The 15,147-nt window shown below is 72.9% G+C and carries 18 protein-coding genes; 8 read left to right on the top strand and 10 right to left on the bottom strand.

Annotated elements, in window-relative coordinates:
* Nucleotides 1-8: 8 nt before the first annotated feature.
* The 3 genes from ACPZVR_RS17220 to ACPZVR_RS17210 form a co-directional block, all read right to left on the bottom strand.
* Complete coding sequence (locus ACPZVR_RS17220; protein ID WP_436700869.1) at nucleotides 9-746, bottom strand: cysteine hydrolase family protein; 738 nt, start codon at nucleotides 744-746, stop codon at nucleotides 9-11.
* A 115-nt stretch (nucleotides 747-861) separates the two neighbouring features.
* A complete protein-coding gene (locus ACPZVR_RS17215) occupies nucleotides 862-1,989 on the bottom strand; it encodes a class I SAM-dependent RNA methyltransferase (protein WP_436700868.1) in 1,128 nt (375 codons plus the stop codon).
* Nucleotides 1,986-4,031: an APC family permease gene (locus ACPZVR_RS17210; RefSeq protein WP_436700867.1), complete on the bottom strand. Its 2,046-nt coding sequence runs from the start codon at nucleotides 4,029-4,031 to the stop codon at nucleotides 1,986-1,988. Before ACPZVR_RS17210 ends, ACPZVR_RS17215 begins: the two co-directional genes overlap by 4 nt.
* Nucleotides 4,032-4,075: 44 nt before the next feature.
* Between ACPZVR_RS17210 and ACPZVR_RS17205 the strand changes: the two genes are divergently transcribed.
* The gene (locus ACPZVR_RS17205) at nucleotides 4,076-4,741 is read left to right on the top strand and encodes a potassium channel family protein (RefSeq protein ID WP_436700866.1); all 666 of its coding nucleotides are present in this window, start codon (nucleotides 4,076-4,078) and stop codon (nucleotides 4,739-4,741) included.
* Nucleotides 4,742-4,777: 36 nt separating this feature from the next.
* Complete coding sequence (locus ACPZVR_RS17200; RefSeq protein ID WP_436700865.1) at nucleotides 4,778-5,452, top strand: potassium channel family protein; 675 nt, start codon at nucleotides 4,778-4,780, stop codon at nucleotides 5,450-5,452.
* On the opposite strand, the gene ACPZVR_RS17195 is transcribed toward ACPZVR_RS17200, so the two are convergent.
* From ACPZVR_RS17195 to dut, 4 genes are all read right to left on the bottom strand, one after another.
* Nucleotides 5,453-6,220, bottom strand: coding sequence for a DUF3159 domain-containing protein (locus tag ACPZVR_RS17195; RefSeq protein WP_436700864.1), 768 nt, complete (start codon nucleotides 6,218-6,220; stop codon nucleotides 5,453-5,455).
* Nucleotides 6,217-6,576, bottom strand: coding sequence for an OB-fold nucleic acid binding domain-containing protein (locus ACPZVR_RS17190; protein WP_436700863.1), 360 nt, complete (start codon nucleotides 6,574-6,576; stop codon nucleotides 6,217-6,219). Before ACPZVR_RS17190 ends, ACPZVR_RS17195 begins: the two co-directional genes overlap by 4 nt.
* 24 nt (nucleotides 6,577-6,600) lie before the next feature.
* Nucleotides 6,601-7,251, bottom strand: a complete 651-nt coding sequence (locus tag ACPZVR_RS17185; protein ID WP_436700862.1) for a DUF3710 domain-containing protein — start codon at nucleotides 7,249-7,251, stop codon at nucleotides 6,601-6,603.
* A 61-nt stretch (nucleotides 7,252-7,312) separates the two neighbouring features.
* Complete coding sequence (gene dut, locus ACPZVR_RS17180; protein WP_436700861.1) at nucleotides 7,313-7,789, bottom strand: dUTP diphosphatase; 477 nt, start codon at nucleotides 7,787-7,789, stop codon at nucleotides 7,313-7,315.
* A gap of 51 nt (nucleotides 7,790-7,840) precedes the next feature.
* On the opposite strand from dut, the gene ACPZVR_RS17175 reads away from it, so the two are divergent.
* A complete protein-coding gene (locus ACPZVR_RS17175) occupies nucleotides 7,841-8,323 on the top strand; it encodes a DUF3093 domain-containing protein (RefSeq protein ID WP_436700860.1) in 483 nt (160 codons plus the stop codon).
* An 88-nt stretch (nucleotides 8,324-8,411) separates the two neighbouring features.
* On the top strand, nucleotides 8,412-8,702 hold the full coding sequence (locus tag ACPZVR_RS17170; RefSeq protein WP_436700859.1) for a DUF4235 domain-containing protein: 291 nt from the start codon (nucleotides 8,412-8,414) through the stop codon (nucleotides 8,700-8,702).
* A gap of 37 nt (nucleotides 8,703-8,739) precedes the next feature.
* On the opposite strand, the gene ACPZVR_RS17165 is transcribed toward ACPZVR_RS17170, so the two are convergent.
* The 3 genes from ACPZVR_RS17165 to ACPZVR_RS17155 all read right to left on the bottom strand — a co-directional run bounded on the left by ACPZVR_RS17165 (nucleotide 8,740) and on the right by ACPZVR_RS17155 (nucleotide 11,083).
* On the bottom strand, nucleotides 8,740-9,030 hold the full coding sequence (locus tag ACPZVR_RS17165) for a DUF4193 domain-containing protein (RefSeq protein ID WP_436700858.1): 291 nt from the start codon (nucleotides 9,028-9,030) through the stop codon (nucleotides 8,740-8,742).
* A gap of 137 nt (nucleotides 9,031-9,167) precedes the next feature.
* Entirely contained in the window at nucleotides 9,168-9,962 is a 795-nt protein-coding gene (locus ACPZVR_RS17160) for an inositol monophosphatase family protein (protein ID WP_436700856.1), read from the bottom strand.
* Nucleotides 9,959-11,083 (bottom strand): ferrochelatase, encoded by a 1,125-nt coding sequence (locus ACPZVR_RS17155; RefSeq protein ID WP_436700855.1) that lies wholly within the window; start codon nucleotides 11,081-11,083, stop codon nucleotides 9,959-9,961. Before ACPZVR_RS17155 ends, ACPZVR_RS17160 begins: the two co-directional genes overlap by 4 nt.
* A gap of 32 nt (nucleotides 11,084-11,115) precedes the next feature.
* Here ACPZVR_RS17155 and ACPZVR_RS17150 point away from each other — a divergent pair, with 32 nt between their 5' ends.
* From ACPZVR_RS17150 to sepH, 4 genes are all read left to right on the top strand, one after another.
* Nucleotides 11,116-12,342: an MFS transporter gene (locus ACPZVR_RS17150; RefSeq protein WP_436700854.1), complete on the top strand. Its 1,227-nt coding sequence runs from the start codon at nucleotides 11,116-11,118 to the stop codon at nucleotides 12,340-12,342.
* Entirely contained in the window at nucleotides 12,311-13,630 is a 1,320-nt protein-coding gene (locus tag ACPZVR_RS17145; RefSeq protein ID WP_436700853.1) for a D-arabinono-1,4-lactone oxidase, read from the top strand. The genes ACPZVR_RS17150 and ACPZVR_RS17145 overlap by 32 nt, the downstream gene beginning before the upstream one ends.
* Nucleotides 13,623-14,036 carry a YchJ family protein gene (locus tag ACPZVR_RS17140; RefSeq protein WP_436700852.1) on the top strand — a complete coding sequence of 138 codons (414 nt, stop codon included), beginning with the start codon at nucleotides 13,623-13,625 and terminating at the stop codon, nucleotides 14,034-14,036. Before ACPZVR_RS17145 ends, ACPZVR_RS17140 begins: the two co-directional genes overlap by 8 nt.
* A 71-nt stretch (nucleotides 14,037-14,107) precedes the next feature.
* Nucleotides 14,108-15,112, top strand: a complete 1,005-nt coding sequence (gene sepH, locus ACPZVR_RS17135) for a septation protein SepH (RefSeq protein ID WP_436700851.1) — start codon at nucleotides 14,108-14,110, stop codon at nucleotides 15,110-15,112.
* Nucleotides 15,113-15,147 lie beyond the last annotated feature (35 nt).

Raw genomic sequence — 15,147 nt, 5'->3', positions numbered from 1 at the left:
GGGCGCCACTAGCGCGCGGGGAGCTCGGCGAGCCGGCCCAGCAGCGTCGCCGTGGTCTCGGAGTTCGCGTAGATCTTCCGGATGCTCTGCAGCGCATACTCGTGTCGCTGCGGGCTGAGCGCACCGACGGCATCCTCGATCAGGTCGACCTGGTAGCCGAGGTCGGACAGGTCGCGCACCGACGCGCTGATGCACTGGTCGGTGTAGAAGCCCACGACCAGGACCTTCCGGGCGCCGAGGTTGCGCAGCACCTGGTCGATGTGGGTGCCGACGTGGATGCCGGAGCAGGTCTTGTTGAGGACGATCTCGTCCTCGCGCGGCATCGCCTCGGGAAGGAACTCCGAGTCCTTCGAGCCCGGCGGATAGAACATGCCGGCCGACGCGTGCAGGGCGCCCGTGTCCGCGGCGTCGGGGAGATGGGACTGGATCCGCACGTGGATCGGGCGGATCCCGGTCTCGCGGCACCGCTCCAGCACCGCGGAGATGTTGGCCGCCGTCGCGCGCATGTCGGCCTCGATGCGGTCGAGGACCGGCAGCATCGGCTCGGAGTCGACGCCGAGCGCGGCGAACGTCTTGAGGAAGGCCTCCTTGGTGATGCACTCCTGGATGTCGATCAGGACCAGCACCGTGTCGGCCGGGTCCAGCGGCACGGGCGTCGCGTAGATGCTGGAGCTGAGCCCGCCGTAGTAGGTGTCGGCGAAGGCGTTGACCATCTCGTCGGTGACGGCGGACGGGGTGGAGGTCATGAGGGGCTCCTGTTCGTGAGGGTCGGCGCCGGCACCGACCTGTGGTGCGCCTCACTCTAGGGGCGTGCCTGGTGACCCCTCACCGAGGGACCGGGGTTCCCGGCTCGCCGGGGCATCAGCGCGGGGCGGAGTCGGTCCGCGTCAGCAGGGCCACGCACTCCACATGGTGCGTCATCGGGAACAGGTCGAAGGCGCGCAGCGACGCGAGCCGGTAGCCGTGCTCGGCGAAGATCGCCACGTCGCGCGCGAGGGCCGACGGGTCGCAGGCGACGTAGGCGACCGCCCGGGGCTCGCGCGCGACCACCTGCTCGACCACGGCACGCTTCGCGCCGGCCCGGGGCGGGTCGAGAACGACCAGGTCCGCCCGGTCCCACTCCGGGGGCAACCCGCCGGCCAGGACGCCGCCGACGTCGCCCGCGCGGACGAGGACGCCGGGACAGTTGTGCTCGGACAGCGCCGATGCCGCGCGGTCGCCCTCGACGGCCGCGACCCGGCCGGTCGGTCCGACCGCCTCGGACAGGAACCGGCTGAACAGCCCGACGCCGGCGTAGAGGTCGAGCGCGCTCTCCCCCGCCCGCGGGGCCAGCGCCTCGAGCACGGCGTCGACCAGCGCCTCGGGCGCACCGGGGTGGACCTGCCAGAACCCGCCGTCGGCGACGTCGAAGACCCGGCCGCGGACGTCGTACGACGGGCCGTGCGGTGCCTCCAGCAGGCAGGCGTCGACCGCGACGGTGTCGTGGGAGCGGTGCTTGCGCATGCCGCGCCCGCCACCGGGCAGGTCGACGTACCGCTGGCGGGTGCGCCAGTGCAGACCCGCCTCGTCGCCGGGGACGGCCTCGACCACGACGTCCACCTCGAGCCGGGCCACCCGGCGCAGCTGCTCACGCACGACCTGCGCCTTGAGCTCGCGCTGCGCGGGCAGGGCGACATGCTGGAGGTCGCAGCCGCCGCACCGGCCCGGACCCGCGTAGGGACAGGGCGCGGGCACCCGGTCGGGCGACGGGGCGAGCACCTCGACCGCGTCCCCGCGCCAGAAGCGGTCCCCCTCGGTGCCCTCGGTGATCTGCAGGATCACGCGCTCGCCGGGCAGGGCATGGCGGACGAAGACCACCCGGTCCTCGACCCGGGCGACGCAGTGTCCGCCGTGTGCGACGGGCCCGACCTCGACCTCGAACCGGCGCCCGACCTGGGAGCTGCCGCGGGCGGCACGGGCCCGCGGACGGCGGGCCGGCGGCCGGCTCACCGGCGGATCTGCCGGTCGCGGTCGATGCCGACCCGGCCGCGCCGCAGGTCGCCGGGACGCACGCGGTGCTCGTCGCGCTCCTCGCGTTCCAGCGCGATCCCCGAGGAGCGCAGCTGGTAGGGCACCGAGATGACCATGACGCCCGGCGTGAACAGCAGGCGCCCCTTGAGGCGCAGTGCCGTCTGGTTGTGCAGGAACTGCTCCCACCAGCGGCCCACGACGTACTCGGGGATGTAGACCGCGACCACACCGCGCGGGTTGGCCCGCCGGATCGCCGAGGCGTACTCCACGATCGGCTTGACGACCTCGCGGTAGGGCGAGTGGAGCACCTTGAGCGGGATCCCGGTGTTGCGCTCGTCCCACTCCTCGAGGAGCCGCGCGGTCTCCTTCTCGTCGACCGACACGTAGACGCCCTCGAGGGCGTTGGGCCGGGTGGCCTTGGCGAACGCGAGTGCTCGCAGGGTCGGCTTGTGGAGCTTGGAGACGAGGACGACCGCGTGCACCCGGGTCGGCAGCGCCTTGTCGGTCTCGTCGGCGGCGAGCTCGTCGGCCACCCGGTCGTAGTGCCGCTTGATCGCCTGCATCAGCAGGAAGAAGAACCCCATCGCGAGGATGGTGATCCAGGCGCCGTGCAGGAACTTGGTCACCAGCACGATGACCAGCACGACCGACGTCAGGCCGAGACCGAAGGTGTTGATCGCGCGGGAGCGCTGCATCCGCCGACGCTCGGCCGGGTCGCGCTCGGTCGCCAGATGGCGGGTCCAGTGCCGGATCATGCCGAGCTGGCTGAGGTTGAACGACACGAAGACGCCGACGATGTAGAGCTGGATCAGCTTGGTCGTCTGGGCGTCGAACAGGACGATGAGCACGATCGCCATGACCGCCAGGAAGACGATGCCGTTGCTGTAGGCGAGCCGGTCGCCGCGCGACCCCAGGGCACGCGGGGCGAAGCCGTCGCGGGCGAGGATGGACCCCAGCACCGGGAAGCCGTTGAAGGCCGTGTTGGCCGCGAGCACGAGGATGATGCCGGTGACCGTGACGACGAAGTAGAAGCCCGGCGAGAAGCCGTCGAAGACACCGCTGGCGATCTGGGAGATGACCGGGTGCTGCTGGTAGCCCTCCGGCACGGCGTCCCCGCCCGCGGTCCGCAGCTGGTCCAGGGCGTGCGGGTCGACATAGCGGATCCGCATCTCGTTGGCGAGCAGGATGATGCTCATCAGCATGCTGACCGCGATCAGGCCCAGCAGCAGCAGCGTGGTCGCGGCGTTGCGGCTCTTGGGGCGCTGGAACGCCGGCACGCCGTTGGAGATCGCCTCGACGCCGGTCAGCGCCGCACAGCCCGAGGAGAAGGCGCGCGCGAGCAGGAAGATGAGCGCGACCTGGCTGAGTGGCCCCTCCCAGCCCTCCTCCGGCACGATGCGGAGGTCGGCGCTCTCGGCGTCCGGGAGGGTGCCGCTGAGCAGGCGCAGCAGGCCGTAGGCGCCCATGCCGAGGATGGCGACCATGAACAGGTAGGTCGGCACCGCGAAGAACGTGCCGGACTCGCGCACGCCCCGCAGGTTCATCGCCGTCAGCAGCACCACGGCGACCGACGCCACGGTGGCCTCGTGCCCGATCAGGGAGGGGATCGCGCCGGCGGCGTACTGCGCGGCGGAGGAGATCGACACCGCGACGGTGAGCACGTAGTCGACGAGCAGGGCACTCGCGACCGTGACGCCCGCGCTCTTGCCGAGGTTGACCGTGGCGACCTCGTAGTCGCCGCCGCCGCTCGGATAGGCGTGGACGGTCTGCCGGTACGACGCCACGACGGTGAACATCACCAGCGCGACCGCGAGGCCGATCTTCCACGACCAGGCGTACGCCGAGGCGCCCGCGATCCCCAGCATGATGAAGACCTCGTCCGGCGCGTAGGCGACCGACGACAGGGCGTCGCTCGCGAACACCGGCAGCGCGACGCGCTTGGGCAGCAGCGTCTCCCCCAGCTGGGCGCTCCGAAGCTTGCGTCCGAGGAGGATGCGCTTCGACACGTCTCCGACACCCACGAGCGACAACGGTAGGGCATGAGACGTGGGATAGCGTGCTCACCGTGCACGTCGTGATCATGGGCTGTGGCCGGGTCGGCTCGACCCTGGCCCGCAGCCTCGAGGACCGCAACCACACCGTGTCGATCATCGACAGCGAGCCCGACGCCTTCCGGCGCCTCGGGCCGGGCTTCAACGGCGACAAGATCCCCGGCATCGGCTTCGACCAGGAGGTCCTGGAGAAGGCGGGCATCCGGCGGGCCGACGCCTTCGCCGCCGTGTCGAGCGGCGACAACTCGAACATCATCGCGGCCCGGGTCGCGCGGGAGACCTTCGGGATCCAGCAGGTCGTCGCCCGGATCTACGACCCCGGCCGCGCCGAGGTCTACCAGCGGCTCGGGATCACCACGGTCGCCACGGTCAAGTGGACCGCCGACCAGGTGCTGCGCCGGATCCTGCCCGCCGGTGCCGAGCCCGACTTCCGCGACCCGTCCGGCACCATCCGGGTCGACCACCTGCCGACCCCGGAGGTCTGGGTCGGCTCGCGGGTCGGCCAGCTCCAGGAGCAGGCCCGCTGCCGGGTCGCCTGGATCGACCGGCTCGGCGAGGGTCTGCTGCCGGACCGCGACAGCGTGATCCAGGAGGGCGACATGCTCCACCTGGTCACCCGCGAGGAGTCCGCGGACCATGCCTACGAGGTGCTCGGCCGCGGGCCCGAGCACGGTGACTGACCAACCTGAGGCAGCCTGAGGGAGCCACGAAGACACATGAGAGTCGCCATCGCCGGAGCAGGTGCCGTCGGCCGCTCGATCGCCCGCGAGCTGATCGAGAACGGCCACGAGGTGCTGCTGATCGACAAGTCCCCCGCCTCGATCCGTCCCGAGCGGGTCCCCGACGCGGAGTGGCTGCTGGCCGACTCCTGCGAGCTGTCCTCGCTGGAGGAGGCGCGGCTGGACCGCTGCGACGTCGTCATCGCCGCCACGGGCGACGACAAGGCCAACCTGGTCACGGCGCTGCTCGCCAAGACCGAGTTCGGCGTGCCCCGCACCGTCGGCCGGGTCAACCACCCCAACAACGAGTGGCTGTTCACCGAGGCGTGGGGCGTCGACGTCAACGTGTCGACCCCCCGGATCATGTCCGCGCTGGTCGAGGAGGCGGTGACGGTCGGCGACCTGGTGCGCCTGTTCACCTTCCGGCAGGGCAACGCCAACCTGGTCGAGATGACCCTGCCCGCGGACTCGCCGTACGTCGGCAAGGAGTCCGGCCTGATCCCGCTGCCGGAGAACTGCGCCCTGGTCTCGATCCTGCGCGACGGGCAGGTCTACGTCCCGACCCCGGAGCAGCCGGTCGAGTCCGGCGACGAGCTGCTGTTCGTCGTCCCGGCCGAGGCCGAGGACGAGCTGGAGCGCCTGCTGGCACCGGGCTCGCACCCGGCGAAGTAGCTACGCCGGGTCGGGCTCGGTCCGGGGCGAGTCCGCGGGAGTCTCCACCGGGGACTCCACCGGGGACTCCACCGGGGGCTCCAGCGGGGTCGCGTTGCGGGCGAGCAGCCAGATCATCACCGACCACGACCCGATCCGCAGCACCCAGCCCAGGCCGGTGCGCAGGATCAGGATGAGCACGACCGCCTGGTCGGCGTCGAGGCGACCGCTGTGGCCCAGCAGCCACACCGGTCCCTGCAGGAGCACCCCGACCGCGCCGGGCAGCAGCATCACCCAGGTGAGCCGGCTGCACAGCCGCACGATCTGGCGGTCGTCGTGCCAGGCGGTCGCGTCGCCCGTGACGCCGCCGAGCATGAAGCCGAGCATCGGCCAGCCGATCAGGCAGGTGAACCCGAGCACGATGGTGTAGCCGAGGCTCATCAAGATGCCCGGCAGGAAGAACGCCAGCGCCTGGTCGGACTCCGAGCCGCCGGAGCTCTCGGCCCAGCGCACGAAGACCCAGCCGATGCCGATGCCGAAGACGGCATTGAGGACGTACTGGGTGCTGGAGCGCTGCACCACCCGGGCCAGCAGGGCCAGGCCGGCGACCACGAGGCTGCCGATCAGGGCCCACTGGAGCTCCTTGGTCGTCAGCCAGACCACGGTGAACACGACGCCGGGGACGGCGGCCTCGACCATGCCGCGTCGCCCGCCCAGTGCGGCCGCGAGCTGGCGGCGGACGAGCGCCTCGACGGTGTCGACGCCGATCGCGGGAGTCGGTGTGCTCACAGCAGCTCGTACCTCGGGTTGTAGAGCGTCCGGTGGCCGTCCTGGGTGCCGACCCGGCCGCGGACCTCGAGCGCGCGGCCCGGCCCGATGCCGGCGATCCGGCGCCGGCCGAGCCAGATCACGGTCACCGTCCCCGTGCCGTCGTACAGCTCCGCCTCGAGGGCGGGGACGCCGCCGCGCGGGCGGAGGGTGACCGTGCGCAGCGTGCCGCGCAGCCGCACCGGCTCACGGTCCGGCGCATCGCCGATGGACATCACGCCGTCGCCGCCGAAGGTCTTGCGGAGATCGCGGGCCTCGGCCTCGTCGGGGTTGGCCCATCTGCTGATCGTGCGCCTCAGGCGGCTCTTGGTGCGCATGCGCTGGCCTCGTCCCGTCCTCGGTCAGGTCGCCGGGACGGCCCGCGGCGTGGCGCCCTCGGGCAGGGAGAGCGGGAGCTGCTCGCCGACGGGCATCGCGTGGTTGCCCCGCCGCACCGCGACCTGCTCGATGGCCGCCTCCCAGGCGTCGGCCGTGTCCGGATCGCGGGCGGGATCGCCGAGCAGGGTGGCCCGCAGCAGCCAGCGGGGCCCGTTGATGCCGATCACCCGCGACGTCTGGGTGCCGACCTGTCCGTCGGGCCGGGTGAGTCGGACCTCGCACACGAGCTCGGTGCCGAACCTGCCCTCCCGCTCGGTGGCGGTGCCGCCCCGGCGCGCGGCGTCGGCCGCGATCTGCGGGCGGATCTCGCTCCACAGGTCGCCGTTGCGGGGTGCCGCGAAGGCGCGCAGCTCGAGCGCGCCGGAGTCGGTGGCCAGCAGCACGGCACGCACCGCGCCGGACGCCTCGTCGACCTGGACCCGCAGCTCCCTGCCGTCGGACGGAGCCACCAGCAGCGAGCCGAGGTCGAGACGGGCGACGCCGTCCTCGGGGAGGTCGTCGACGTCGAACGGGCCGACGCCGGCGTCGGCGCTCGCCGTCGCCTCCTCGGGCCCGGCGGTCTCTCCCCCCGTGCCCTCGACCATCGGGTCGACAGCCTTGCGCCGCAGCCTCACTGTGTCCTCCTCGTCACGCCTGTCACGCCCCCTGTCCGCCAGGTGACGCCCTTCGGGTCCGTCACTGCCGGAACCCTCCGGTCGAACCGTAGCCGCCACTGCCACGCACGCTCTCCGGAAGGGCGGTGACCGGCTCGAACCGGGCCCGCTCCACCCGCTGCACCACCAGCTGGGCGATGCGGTCTCCCCGGCGCAGCGTGATCGCCTCCACCGGATCGTGGTTGATCAGCAGCACCTTGATCTCTCCACGGTAGCCCGCATCCACGGTTCCCGGGGTGTTGACGATGGACAGGCCGTGGCGCGCCGCCAGACCGGAGCGCGGGTGGACCAGCGCGACGTACCCCTCGGGCAGCGCGACGGCGATCCCGGTCGGCACCAGTGCCCGCTCCCCGGGCGCCAGGTCGACGTCCACGCCCGTCACGAGGTCGGCGCCCGCGTCGCCCGGGTGGGCGTAGGCGGGCAACGGCAGACCGGGGTCGAGCTGCTGGACGGCGATCACCAGATCGCCGGCGGAGTCCACGGAGGCGTCGTCGGGCACGGGGAGACCCTAGCGACAGGTCCTCACCGGGCGGGTGGGATCATCCTCCCCGTGAGCGAGAGTGCGAGCTACCAGGAGCGCCTGCGGGTTCCGCTGCGGTGGTGGGCGCAGGGCACCATGCTGGTCGCGACCCTCTGGCTCACCCTCATCGTGGCCCTCATCGGTCACGCCGCCTGGTTGGCCTGGACGGTGACCGGCGTCGTGATGGCCGCCATGGCCGCGGCGCTGCGCGCGTACGGCGGCGCGCGCATCGCGGTCACCGACGGCTGGTTCCGCGCCGGACGGGCACGGATCGAGATGACGTACGTCGGCACGGCGGAGGCCCTCGACGCCGAGCGCACCCGGCGCGTCTCGGGCCCCGAGGCCGACGCGCGCGCCTATCTCCTGCTCCGTCCCTACCTGCGCCGGTCGGTCAAGGTGGAGATCACCGACCCAGCGGACCCCGCGCCGTACTGGTTGGTCAGCTCGCGCCATCCGCGGGCACTCGCCGACGCGCTCAACGCCGTGCGGGCGGGCCACGCCGCCGACCAGTAGCCGCCGACGGCGGCCCGGACCGAGCGGGACCGAGCGGACCGGCCGGGACCGTCCGGGCCGAGCCGAACTCTCCAGTAGGCTCGGGAGCATGGCAAAGGACAGCTCCAAGGTCTGGTCGGCCCTCTCCCTCGTCGCCGCGCTCGGCTCGGCGGCCGTCGCGAAGAAGGGTCTCGACACCAGTTGGAGGGTCGCGACGGGCAAGAAGCCCCCGGTCAACCCGGCCGATCCGGATGTCGACGTCTGGGAGGCCGTCGCCTGGGCCGCCGTCAGCGGCACGTTCATCGCCCTCGCCAAGATGCTGGCGCAGCGGCGGGCCGCCAACTACTACCTGAGGTCGACCGGTCACCTGCCCCCGGGCCTGCGTCAGGGCGACGCCTGACCCAGGCCGCGGGCAGGTCGTTGGTGCTGGTGCAGGACTAGACGCAGTCCTTGCAGATCATCTTCTTGGGGTCCGCCAGCTGGCTGCGGTGGTGGACCAGGAAGCAGCTCATGCAGGTGAACTCGTCGTCCTGCTTGGGCTTCACCTCGACGGCGAGCTCCTCATGGGACAGGTCGGCGCCGGGCAGCTCGAACGACTCAGCTGCCTCGGCCTCGTCCTCGTCGACCTTGCCGGAGTTCTTGTCGTGGCGGCGCGCCTTGAGCTCTTCGATGCTCTCCTCGGACTGCTCGTCCTCGTTCTTGCGCGGTGCGTCGTAGTCAGTCGCCATGACGTGTGTGCTCTCTCCCCTCAGCTGGCCGCCAGCCGCTCTGGTCGTGCGGGTGGGCGCGGCAGATTGTGCACCATCGGGTCCGGTTCGCGATACCCGGGTCGATGCGAGTCGCCAGAACAGCGCCCGGCCGGCGGCTATTCCCGTAGGAAGCCCGCGGCCCGCGCGGCCTCCACGAGCTCGTCGAAGCCGTGATCGGGGCCACACACCACCGCCTCCCGGCCGGCCGCGCCGACGGTGACCAGCAACCGCGCTCCGGCGAGACGGGCGATCAGGCCGCCGGCGGCGTGGTCCCACAGGTGGACCCCCTCCTCGACGTATCCGTCGAGCGCCCCCTCGGCCACGCGGCACAGGTCCAGCGCGCACGAGCCCGTCCGCCGGATGTCACGGACGTGCGGCAGCAGTCGCGCGGTCGCGGCGGCCTGGATCTCGCGGACCGGCCGGGTGTAGTTGAAGCCGGTGGCGACCAGTCGGTGTGCCAGCGGGGCCGGGCCGCGCACGGCGAGGGGCCTGCCGTCCCGGGTCGGCGGACCACCGGTGTGGGCGGCGTAGAGCACGTCCTTGGCGACGTCCATCACCACGCCGGCGACGACCTCGCCGTCGACCTCGGCCGCGATCGAGACGGCGTACTCGGGGATGCCGTAGAGGAAGTTCACCGTGCCGTCGATCGGGTCGACGATCCAGCGCACGCCCGAGGTGCCGGGTACGTCGTCGCCCTCCTCGCCGAGGAAGGCGTCGTCGGGGCGGGCCTCGAGCACCAGCCGGCGGATCAGCTCCTCGGCGGCCCGGTCGGCGGCGGTGACGACGTCGATGTCGCTGGACTTGGTGGCGGCGACGGACACGCCGCGTGCGGCGTGCTCGCGCACCAGGACGGCGGCGGCGCGGGCGACCTGCTCGGCCAGTGCACGCAGCGCCGCGGGCCCATCGCTCATCGGGTGCCGGAGCAGCAGCCGAGCGGGCAGCGGTCGTGCGATGCGCCGCGCACCCCCAGCGCCGGCCGGTCGGGCTCCTCGCCCCGCTCCGCGGCGGCCCGCTCGAGGACCAGCTCGCGTACGGCGCTCACGAACGCCGGGTGGGTGCCGGCCGACGACGCCCGCCGGGCCGGGAGGCCCAGTCGCTCGGCGGTCGCGAGCGCCTCGGTGTCGAGGTCGTAGACGACCTCCATGTGGTCGGAGACGAAGCCGACCGGGATCAGGACCACGGCGGCGGTCCCCGCAGCGGCGAGCTCCTCGAGCCGGTCGTTGACGTCCGGCTCCAGCCAGGGCACGTGCGGCGCTCCCGAGCGCGAGCAGTAGACGAGCTCGTGCGGGCGGTCGACGCCGGTCCGGGCGGCCACCTGCGCGGCCACGACCTCGGCGACGTCGAGGTGCTGGGCGACGTAGGCACCGCTCTCTGCTCGATCCGGCGGAGGCCCGCTGCCGTCGCTCATCGCGATCGGGATGGAGTGCGTGACGAACACCAGGCGCGCGCCGTCGCGGACCTCGTCGGGCAGGTCGGCCAGTGCGGCGAGCACGCCGTCGACGTTCGCGGCGACGAAGCCGGGATGGTTGTAGTAGGCCCGGATCTTGTCCAGGCGGGGCGCGACGAGTCCCTCCGGCACCGCCGCACCCGCCGCCTCGAGGTTGTCGAGGTACTGCCGACAGCTCGACCACGACGAGTACGCGGACGTCACCAGGCACAGCGCGCGGCGTACGCCGTCGGCCGCCATCTGCGCGACGGTGTCGGCGAGATAGGGCGCCCAGTTGCGGTTGCCCCAGTAGACCGGCAGGTCCAGGCCGTGGTCGGCGAGGTCCTTCTCGACCGCCGCGATCAGCGCCTTGTTCTGGTCGTTGATCGGCGAGCGGCCACCGAAGAGGAAGTAGTGCTCCCCCACCGCCTCGAGCCGCTCGCGCGGAATGCCCCGGCCCCGGGTGACGTTCTCGAGGAACGGCACGACGTCCTCGGGACCCTCGGGTCCGCCGAACGACACCAGCAGCAGTGCGTCGTAGGGCGCGGTCGAGGACGCGTCGTCGCGTGAAGTGGGATCCGGCCGGGCCTGCTGAGAATTGGGCACCCGCCCATCGTAGGGAGGACGATAGCGACGCAATGTTGCAGACCTATCGCCAGATCTTCACCCCCGCGACGGCACTGTTCAGCCTGACCGGTCTCGTCGCACGCCTGCCCATCTCGATGGTGGGCCTCGGGATCGTCCTGCTGGCCGAGCACGAGACCGGCTCCTACGGCTTCGCGGGCTCCGTCTCGGCCGTGGCGCTGATCGCCAATGCCTGCTTCGCGATCGTGCAGGGACGTCTCATCGACCGGCTCGGACAGAGCCGGGTGCTGCCCGTCGTGATCACGATGTGGGGCGTCGGGCTCAGCCTGACGATGGCCTCGCTCCAGGCGGGATGGCCGCACGCGACGACGTACGCGTTCGCGGCACTGACGGGCGCCTTCCTGCCGTCGGTCGGATCGTGCGTGCGGGCCCGTTGGTCGCACCACCTCGCCGACCGACCGGAGCGGCTGCACACGGCCTTCTCGTTCGAGGCCGTCGGCGACGAGGCGGTCTTCCTCTTCGGCCCGATCGCCGTGACCATGCTCGCCACGAGCGTCCACCCGTCCGCCGGCCTCCTCACGGCGCTCGCCTGCGGTCTCGCGGGCACGTACGTCTTCGCGGCCCAGCGCGCCACCGAGCCGCCGGCGCACCCGCGGGCCTCGACGAGCGTCGCTCGCGCACCCATGCCCTGGAGCGCCATCGCTCCGCTGACGCTGGTCGCCGCGGCCCTCGGTGTCGTCTTCGGCGCGGCGGAGGTCGTGACCGTCGCCTTCGCCGACGAGCAGGGCCACCGCTCCCTGGCCGGCGCGCTGCTGGGCATCTGGGCGTTCGGCAGCCTCCTGGCCGGCGTCGTGTCCGGCGCGATCACCTGGCGGCGCGGTCCGCGCGCCCGGCTCCGGATCGGCGCGTTCGGGATGATGCTGGCCGCCGCACCTCTCGCCCTCGTGCCGAGCATCCCGCTGATGGCGGTCGTGCTGCTGCTCGGCGGGGTCGCGGTCTCCCCCACGCTCATCGCCGCGATGTCGCTGGCCGAGCAGGTGCTGCCACCGGCCCGGCTCACCGAGGGCATGGCGTTCATCCAGACCGGTCTCGCGGTCGGCCTGGCCCCGGGAGCCGCGATCGCCGGCGTCGTGATCGACCACGCGGGCGCGTCGCCGGCGTACCTGGTCTGTCTCGTGGGCGGCGCACTGGCCCTGTTCGGTGCGCTGATGACCCGCATGCCGGCGCTCCCGGATAGCGTGCGTCCTCATGAGCACCTCCCTGTCGAGCGCCTGGCGTAACTGGTCGGGCCTGGAGTCGGCGAGCGGGCTCGACGTCGTCGTGCCCGCCGACGCGGCCGAGATCGCCGCCGCGGTGACCTCCGCGCGCGCCGCGGGCCGGACCGTGAAGGCTGCCGGCACCGGGCACAGCTTCACCGGGATCGCGACGCCGCGCGACGTGCACCTGCGTCCCGACCGGATGCGCGGCATCGTCGGCGTCGACCGCGAGGCGATGACCGTCACCGCCCTCGCGGGCACCCAGCTCAAGGTGTTCAACGCCGAGCTCGCCCGGCTCGGGCTCAGCCTGCACAACATGGGCGACATCGCCGAGCAGACGCTCGCGGGCGCGATCTCGACCGGGACCCACGGCACCGGCGGCCGGGCCGCGGGCCTCGCCGCCCAGGTCGTCGGCCTGGAGCTCGTCACCGGCACCGGCGAGGTGGTGCGGGCCACGGCCACCGAGAACCCCGACGTCCTCGACCTGGCCCGGGTCGGTCTCGGGGCGCTCGGCGTGCTGACCACCGTCACCTTCGCCGTCGAACCCCTCTTCCTGCTCCGTGCCGAGGAGCGGCCGATGTCGTGGAACGACGCGATGGCGTCCTTCGACGACCTCACCGCCGCGCACGACCACGTCGACATGTACTGGTTCCCCCACTCCGACCGGATGCTCACCAAGCGCAACACCCGCGTCGGCACCGACCTCGCCGCGGCCGAGCCGCTCCCCCGCTGGCGTGCCTGGCTCGACGACGACCTGCTGTCCAACACCGTCTTCGGCGCGCAGACCGCGGCCCTCAACCTCGCGCCGCGCGCCATCCCCGCGGCCAACCGGTTCGCCTCCCGCCTGCTCGGTCCCCGCACCTACACCGACATCGCCCACCGCGTCTTCACGACCGAGCGTCGGGTCGTCTTCCGCGAGATGGAGTACGCCGTCCCGCGCGAGGCCGGCCTCGCCGTGCTGCGGGAGTGCCGCACGGCGTTCGAGCGCTCCGGGCTCGCCGTCTCCTTCCCGGTCGAAATCCGGGTCGCACCGAGCGACGACGTGCCGCTGTCGACGTCCTCCGGGCGCGACTCGTTCTACCTGGCCTTCCACACCCACCGGCGCGCCGACCACACGGCGTACTTCGCGACGATGGAGCCGATCCTGCGCGCTCATGGCGGCCGTCCGCACTGGGGGAAGCTGCACACCCTCGGGGCCGCCGACATCGCGGGCCTCTACCCGCGCCTGCCCGAGGTCCTCGCCCTGCGCGACCGGCTCGACCCCGACCGGGTGTTCACCAACGCCTATCTCGACCGGGTGCTCGGTGAGTGAGGTGTCGAGCCCGTCGGGGCGGCCGGCGTGCCCCTGCGACTCGGGCCTGACCTACGACGCGTGCTGTCGCCCCTACCACCGGGACCCGGGCACGGCTCCGACGGCCGAGGCGCTGATGCGGTCGCGCTACTCGGCCTTCGTCAAGGGTCTCGCCTCGTACCTGCTCCACACCTGGCACCCGGCCACCCGACCGCCGTCGCTGCAGCTCGACGACAGGATCACCTGGACCGGGCTCGAGGTGCTGGCGGCACAGGACGGAGGGGCCGGGGACCGGCGCGGCATGGTGGAGTTCGTCGCGCGCTACTCCCGCGACGGCGAGCCCGGGTCCCTGCACGAGATCAGCCGCTTCCGGCAGCAGGGCGACACCTGGCTCTACGTCCGCGGACGGGCCCGGTGGGGGGCGTAGGCTCGGCCGGACAGATGAGCAGGCAGACAGCAGCGACAACGACAGCAGCAGGCACACGACCCGAGGGCAGCATGAGCGACACGGCGGACCAGGGCGGCACCGGTCGCCCCGTGCGCCTGACCCTCGCGCCCGAGCAGGCCGGCGGTCCCGACCGGCGCCGTCTGCTCCTCGTGGACGACCAGGGCGGTGCGTTCACACTCGACATCACGCCCGACCTGCGAGTTGCGGTGCGCGGTGAGTCACCGCGCCGATTGGAGACCTCGATGAGCAGCAGCATCCGGCCCCGCGAGATCCAGACCCGGATCCGCTCCGGCGAGTCCGCCGAGGCGGTCGCGGAGGCCGCCGGCACGACCGTCGACGCGATCATGCCCTACGTCGCGCCGGTGCTCGCGGAGCGCGAGCACATCGCCGAGCGTGCGCAGAAGGCGTCGGTGCGCCGTACGCCGGGCGAGAGCCAGCCCGCGTCCGGCGGCACCCAGAGCCGGGTGCTCGGCGACGCCGTCGCGGGTCACCTGCGCGGGCGTGGCGGCGACCCCGAGGCCGTGGTGTGGGACGCCTACCGGCGCGACACCGGCCGCTGGGTGCTCACCGGGACCTTCGAGACGGCCGAGCGCGGCGGCGTCGCGCGGTTCACCTACGACGCCCCGGGCAACTACGTGCTCTCCGACAACGACGACGCCCGCTGGCTCATCGGCGACGTCCTGCCTCCCGCCGCACCGGCCCGGGACGACCTCCAGCAGGTCCGCGAGCGCCGCCTGGCGGCCGTTCCCGAGGAGCTGCCGCTGGGCGACCTCACCGACGCCGACGTCGACCAGGCGCTGGACCTCGCAACCGGCGAGGCCGCCGAGCCCCTGGGCCGGACAGCGCCGCCCGCTCCGCCCGCGCCGCCCGCGCCCCCGGTCGCCGACGAGCCGATCCGCGCCACCGCGGAGCCGACCGCGGAGCCCGCGGCCGACCCGGCCGAGGAGCCCGGCGAGACCGAGCGCGCGCGGCACCGTCGCCCGGTGCAGAAGAAGCGCGGCCGCGCCTCGGTGCCGAGCTGGGACGAGATCATGTTCGGCGGCGGCGACCAGTAAATTCGGTCGAGCGCGTCTCCGGCGACGCGAAAGCA

The sequence above is a fragment of the Nocardioides segetis genome (genome assembly GCF_051390595.1).
Lineage (GTDB): Bacteria > Actinomycetota > Actinomycetes > Propionibacteriales > Nocardioidaceae > Nocardioides.
Note: the sequence above shows the minus strand (reverse complement) of the source record. Positions and strands in the feature narration are given on the sequence as shown.

Coding starts and splice junctions, on each gene's coding strand:
- ACPZVR_RS17200 (WP_436700865.1), top strand. CDS start 4,778: ATGAGAGTCGCCATCGCCGGAGCAGGTGCCGTCGGCCGCTCGATCGCC.
- ACPZVR_RS17190 (WP_436700863.1), bottom strand. CDS start 6,576: ATGCGCACCAAGAGCCGCCTGAGGCGCACGATCAGCAGATGGGCCAAC.
- sepH (WP_436700851.1), top strand. CDS start 14,108: ATGAGCGACACGGCGGACCAGGGCGGCACCGGTCGCCCCGTGCGCCTG.
- ACPZVR_RS17145 (WP_436700853.1), top strand. CDS start 12,311: ATGAGCACCTCCCTGTCGAGCGCCTGGCGTAACTGGTCGGGCCTGGAG.
- ACPZVR_RS17150 (WP_436700854.1), top strand. CDS start 11,116: ATGTTGCAGACCTATCGCCAGATCTTCACCCCCGCGACGGCACTGTTC.
- ACPZVR_RS17220 (WP_436700869.1), bottom strand. CDS start 746: ATGACCTCCACCCCGTCCGCCGTCACCGACGAGATGGTCAACGCCTTC.
- ACPZVR_RS17170 (WP_436700859.1), top strand. CDS start 8,412: ATGGCAAAGGACAGCTCCAAGGTCTGGTCGGCCCTCTCCCTCGTCGCC.
- ACPZVR_RS17165 (WP_436700858.1), bottom strand. CDS start 9,030: ATGGCGACTGACTACGACGCACCGCGCAAGAACGAGGACGAGCAGTCC.
- ACPZVR_RS17160 (WP_436700856.1), bottom strand. CDS start 9,962: ATGAGCGATGGGCCCGCGGCGCTGCGTGCACTGGCCGAGCAGGTCGCC.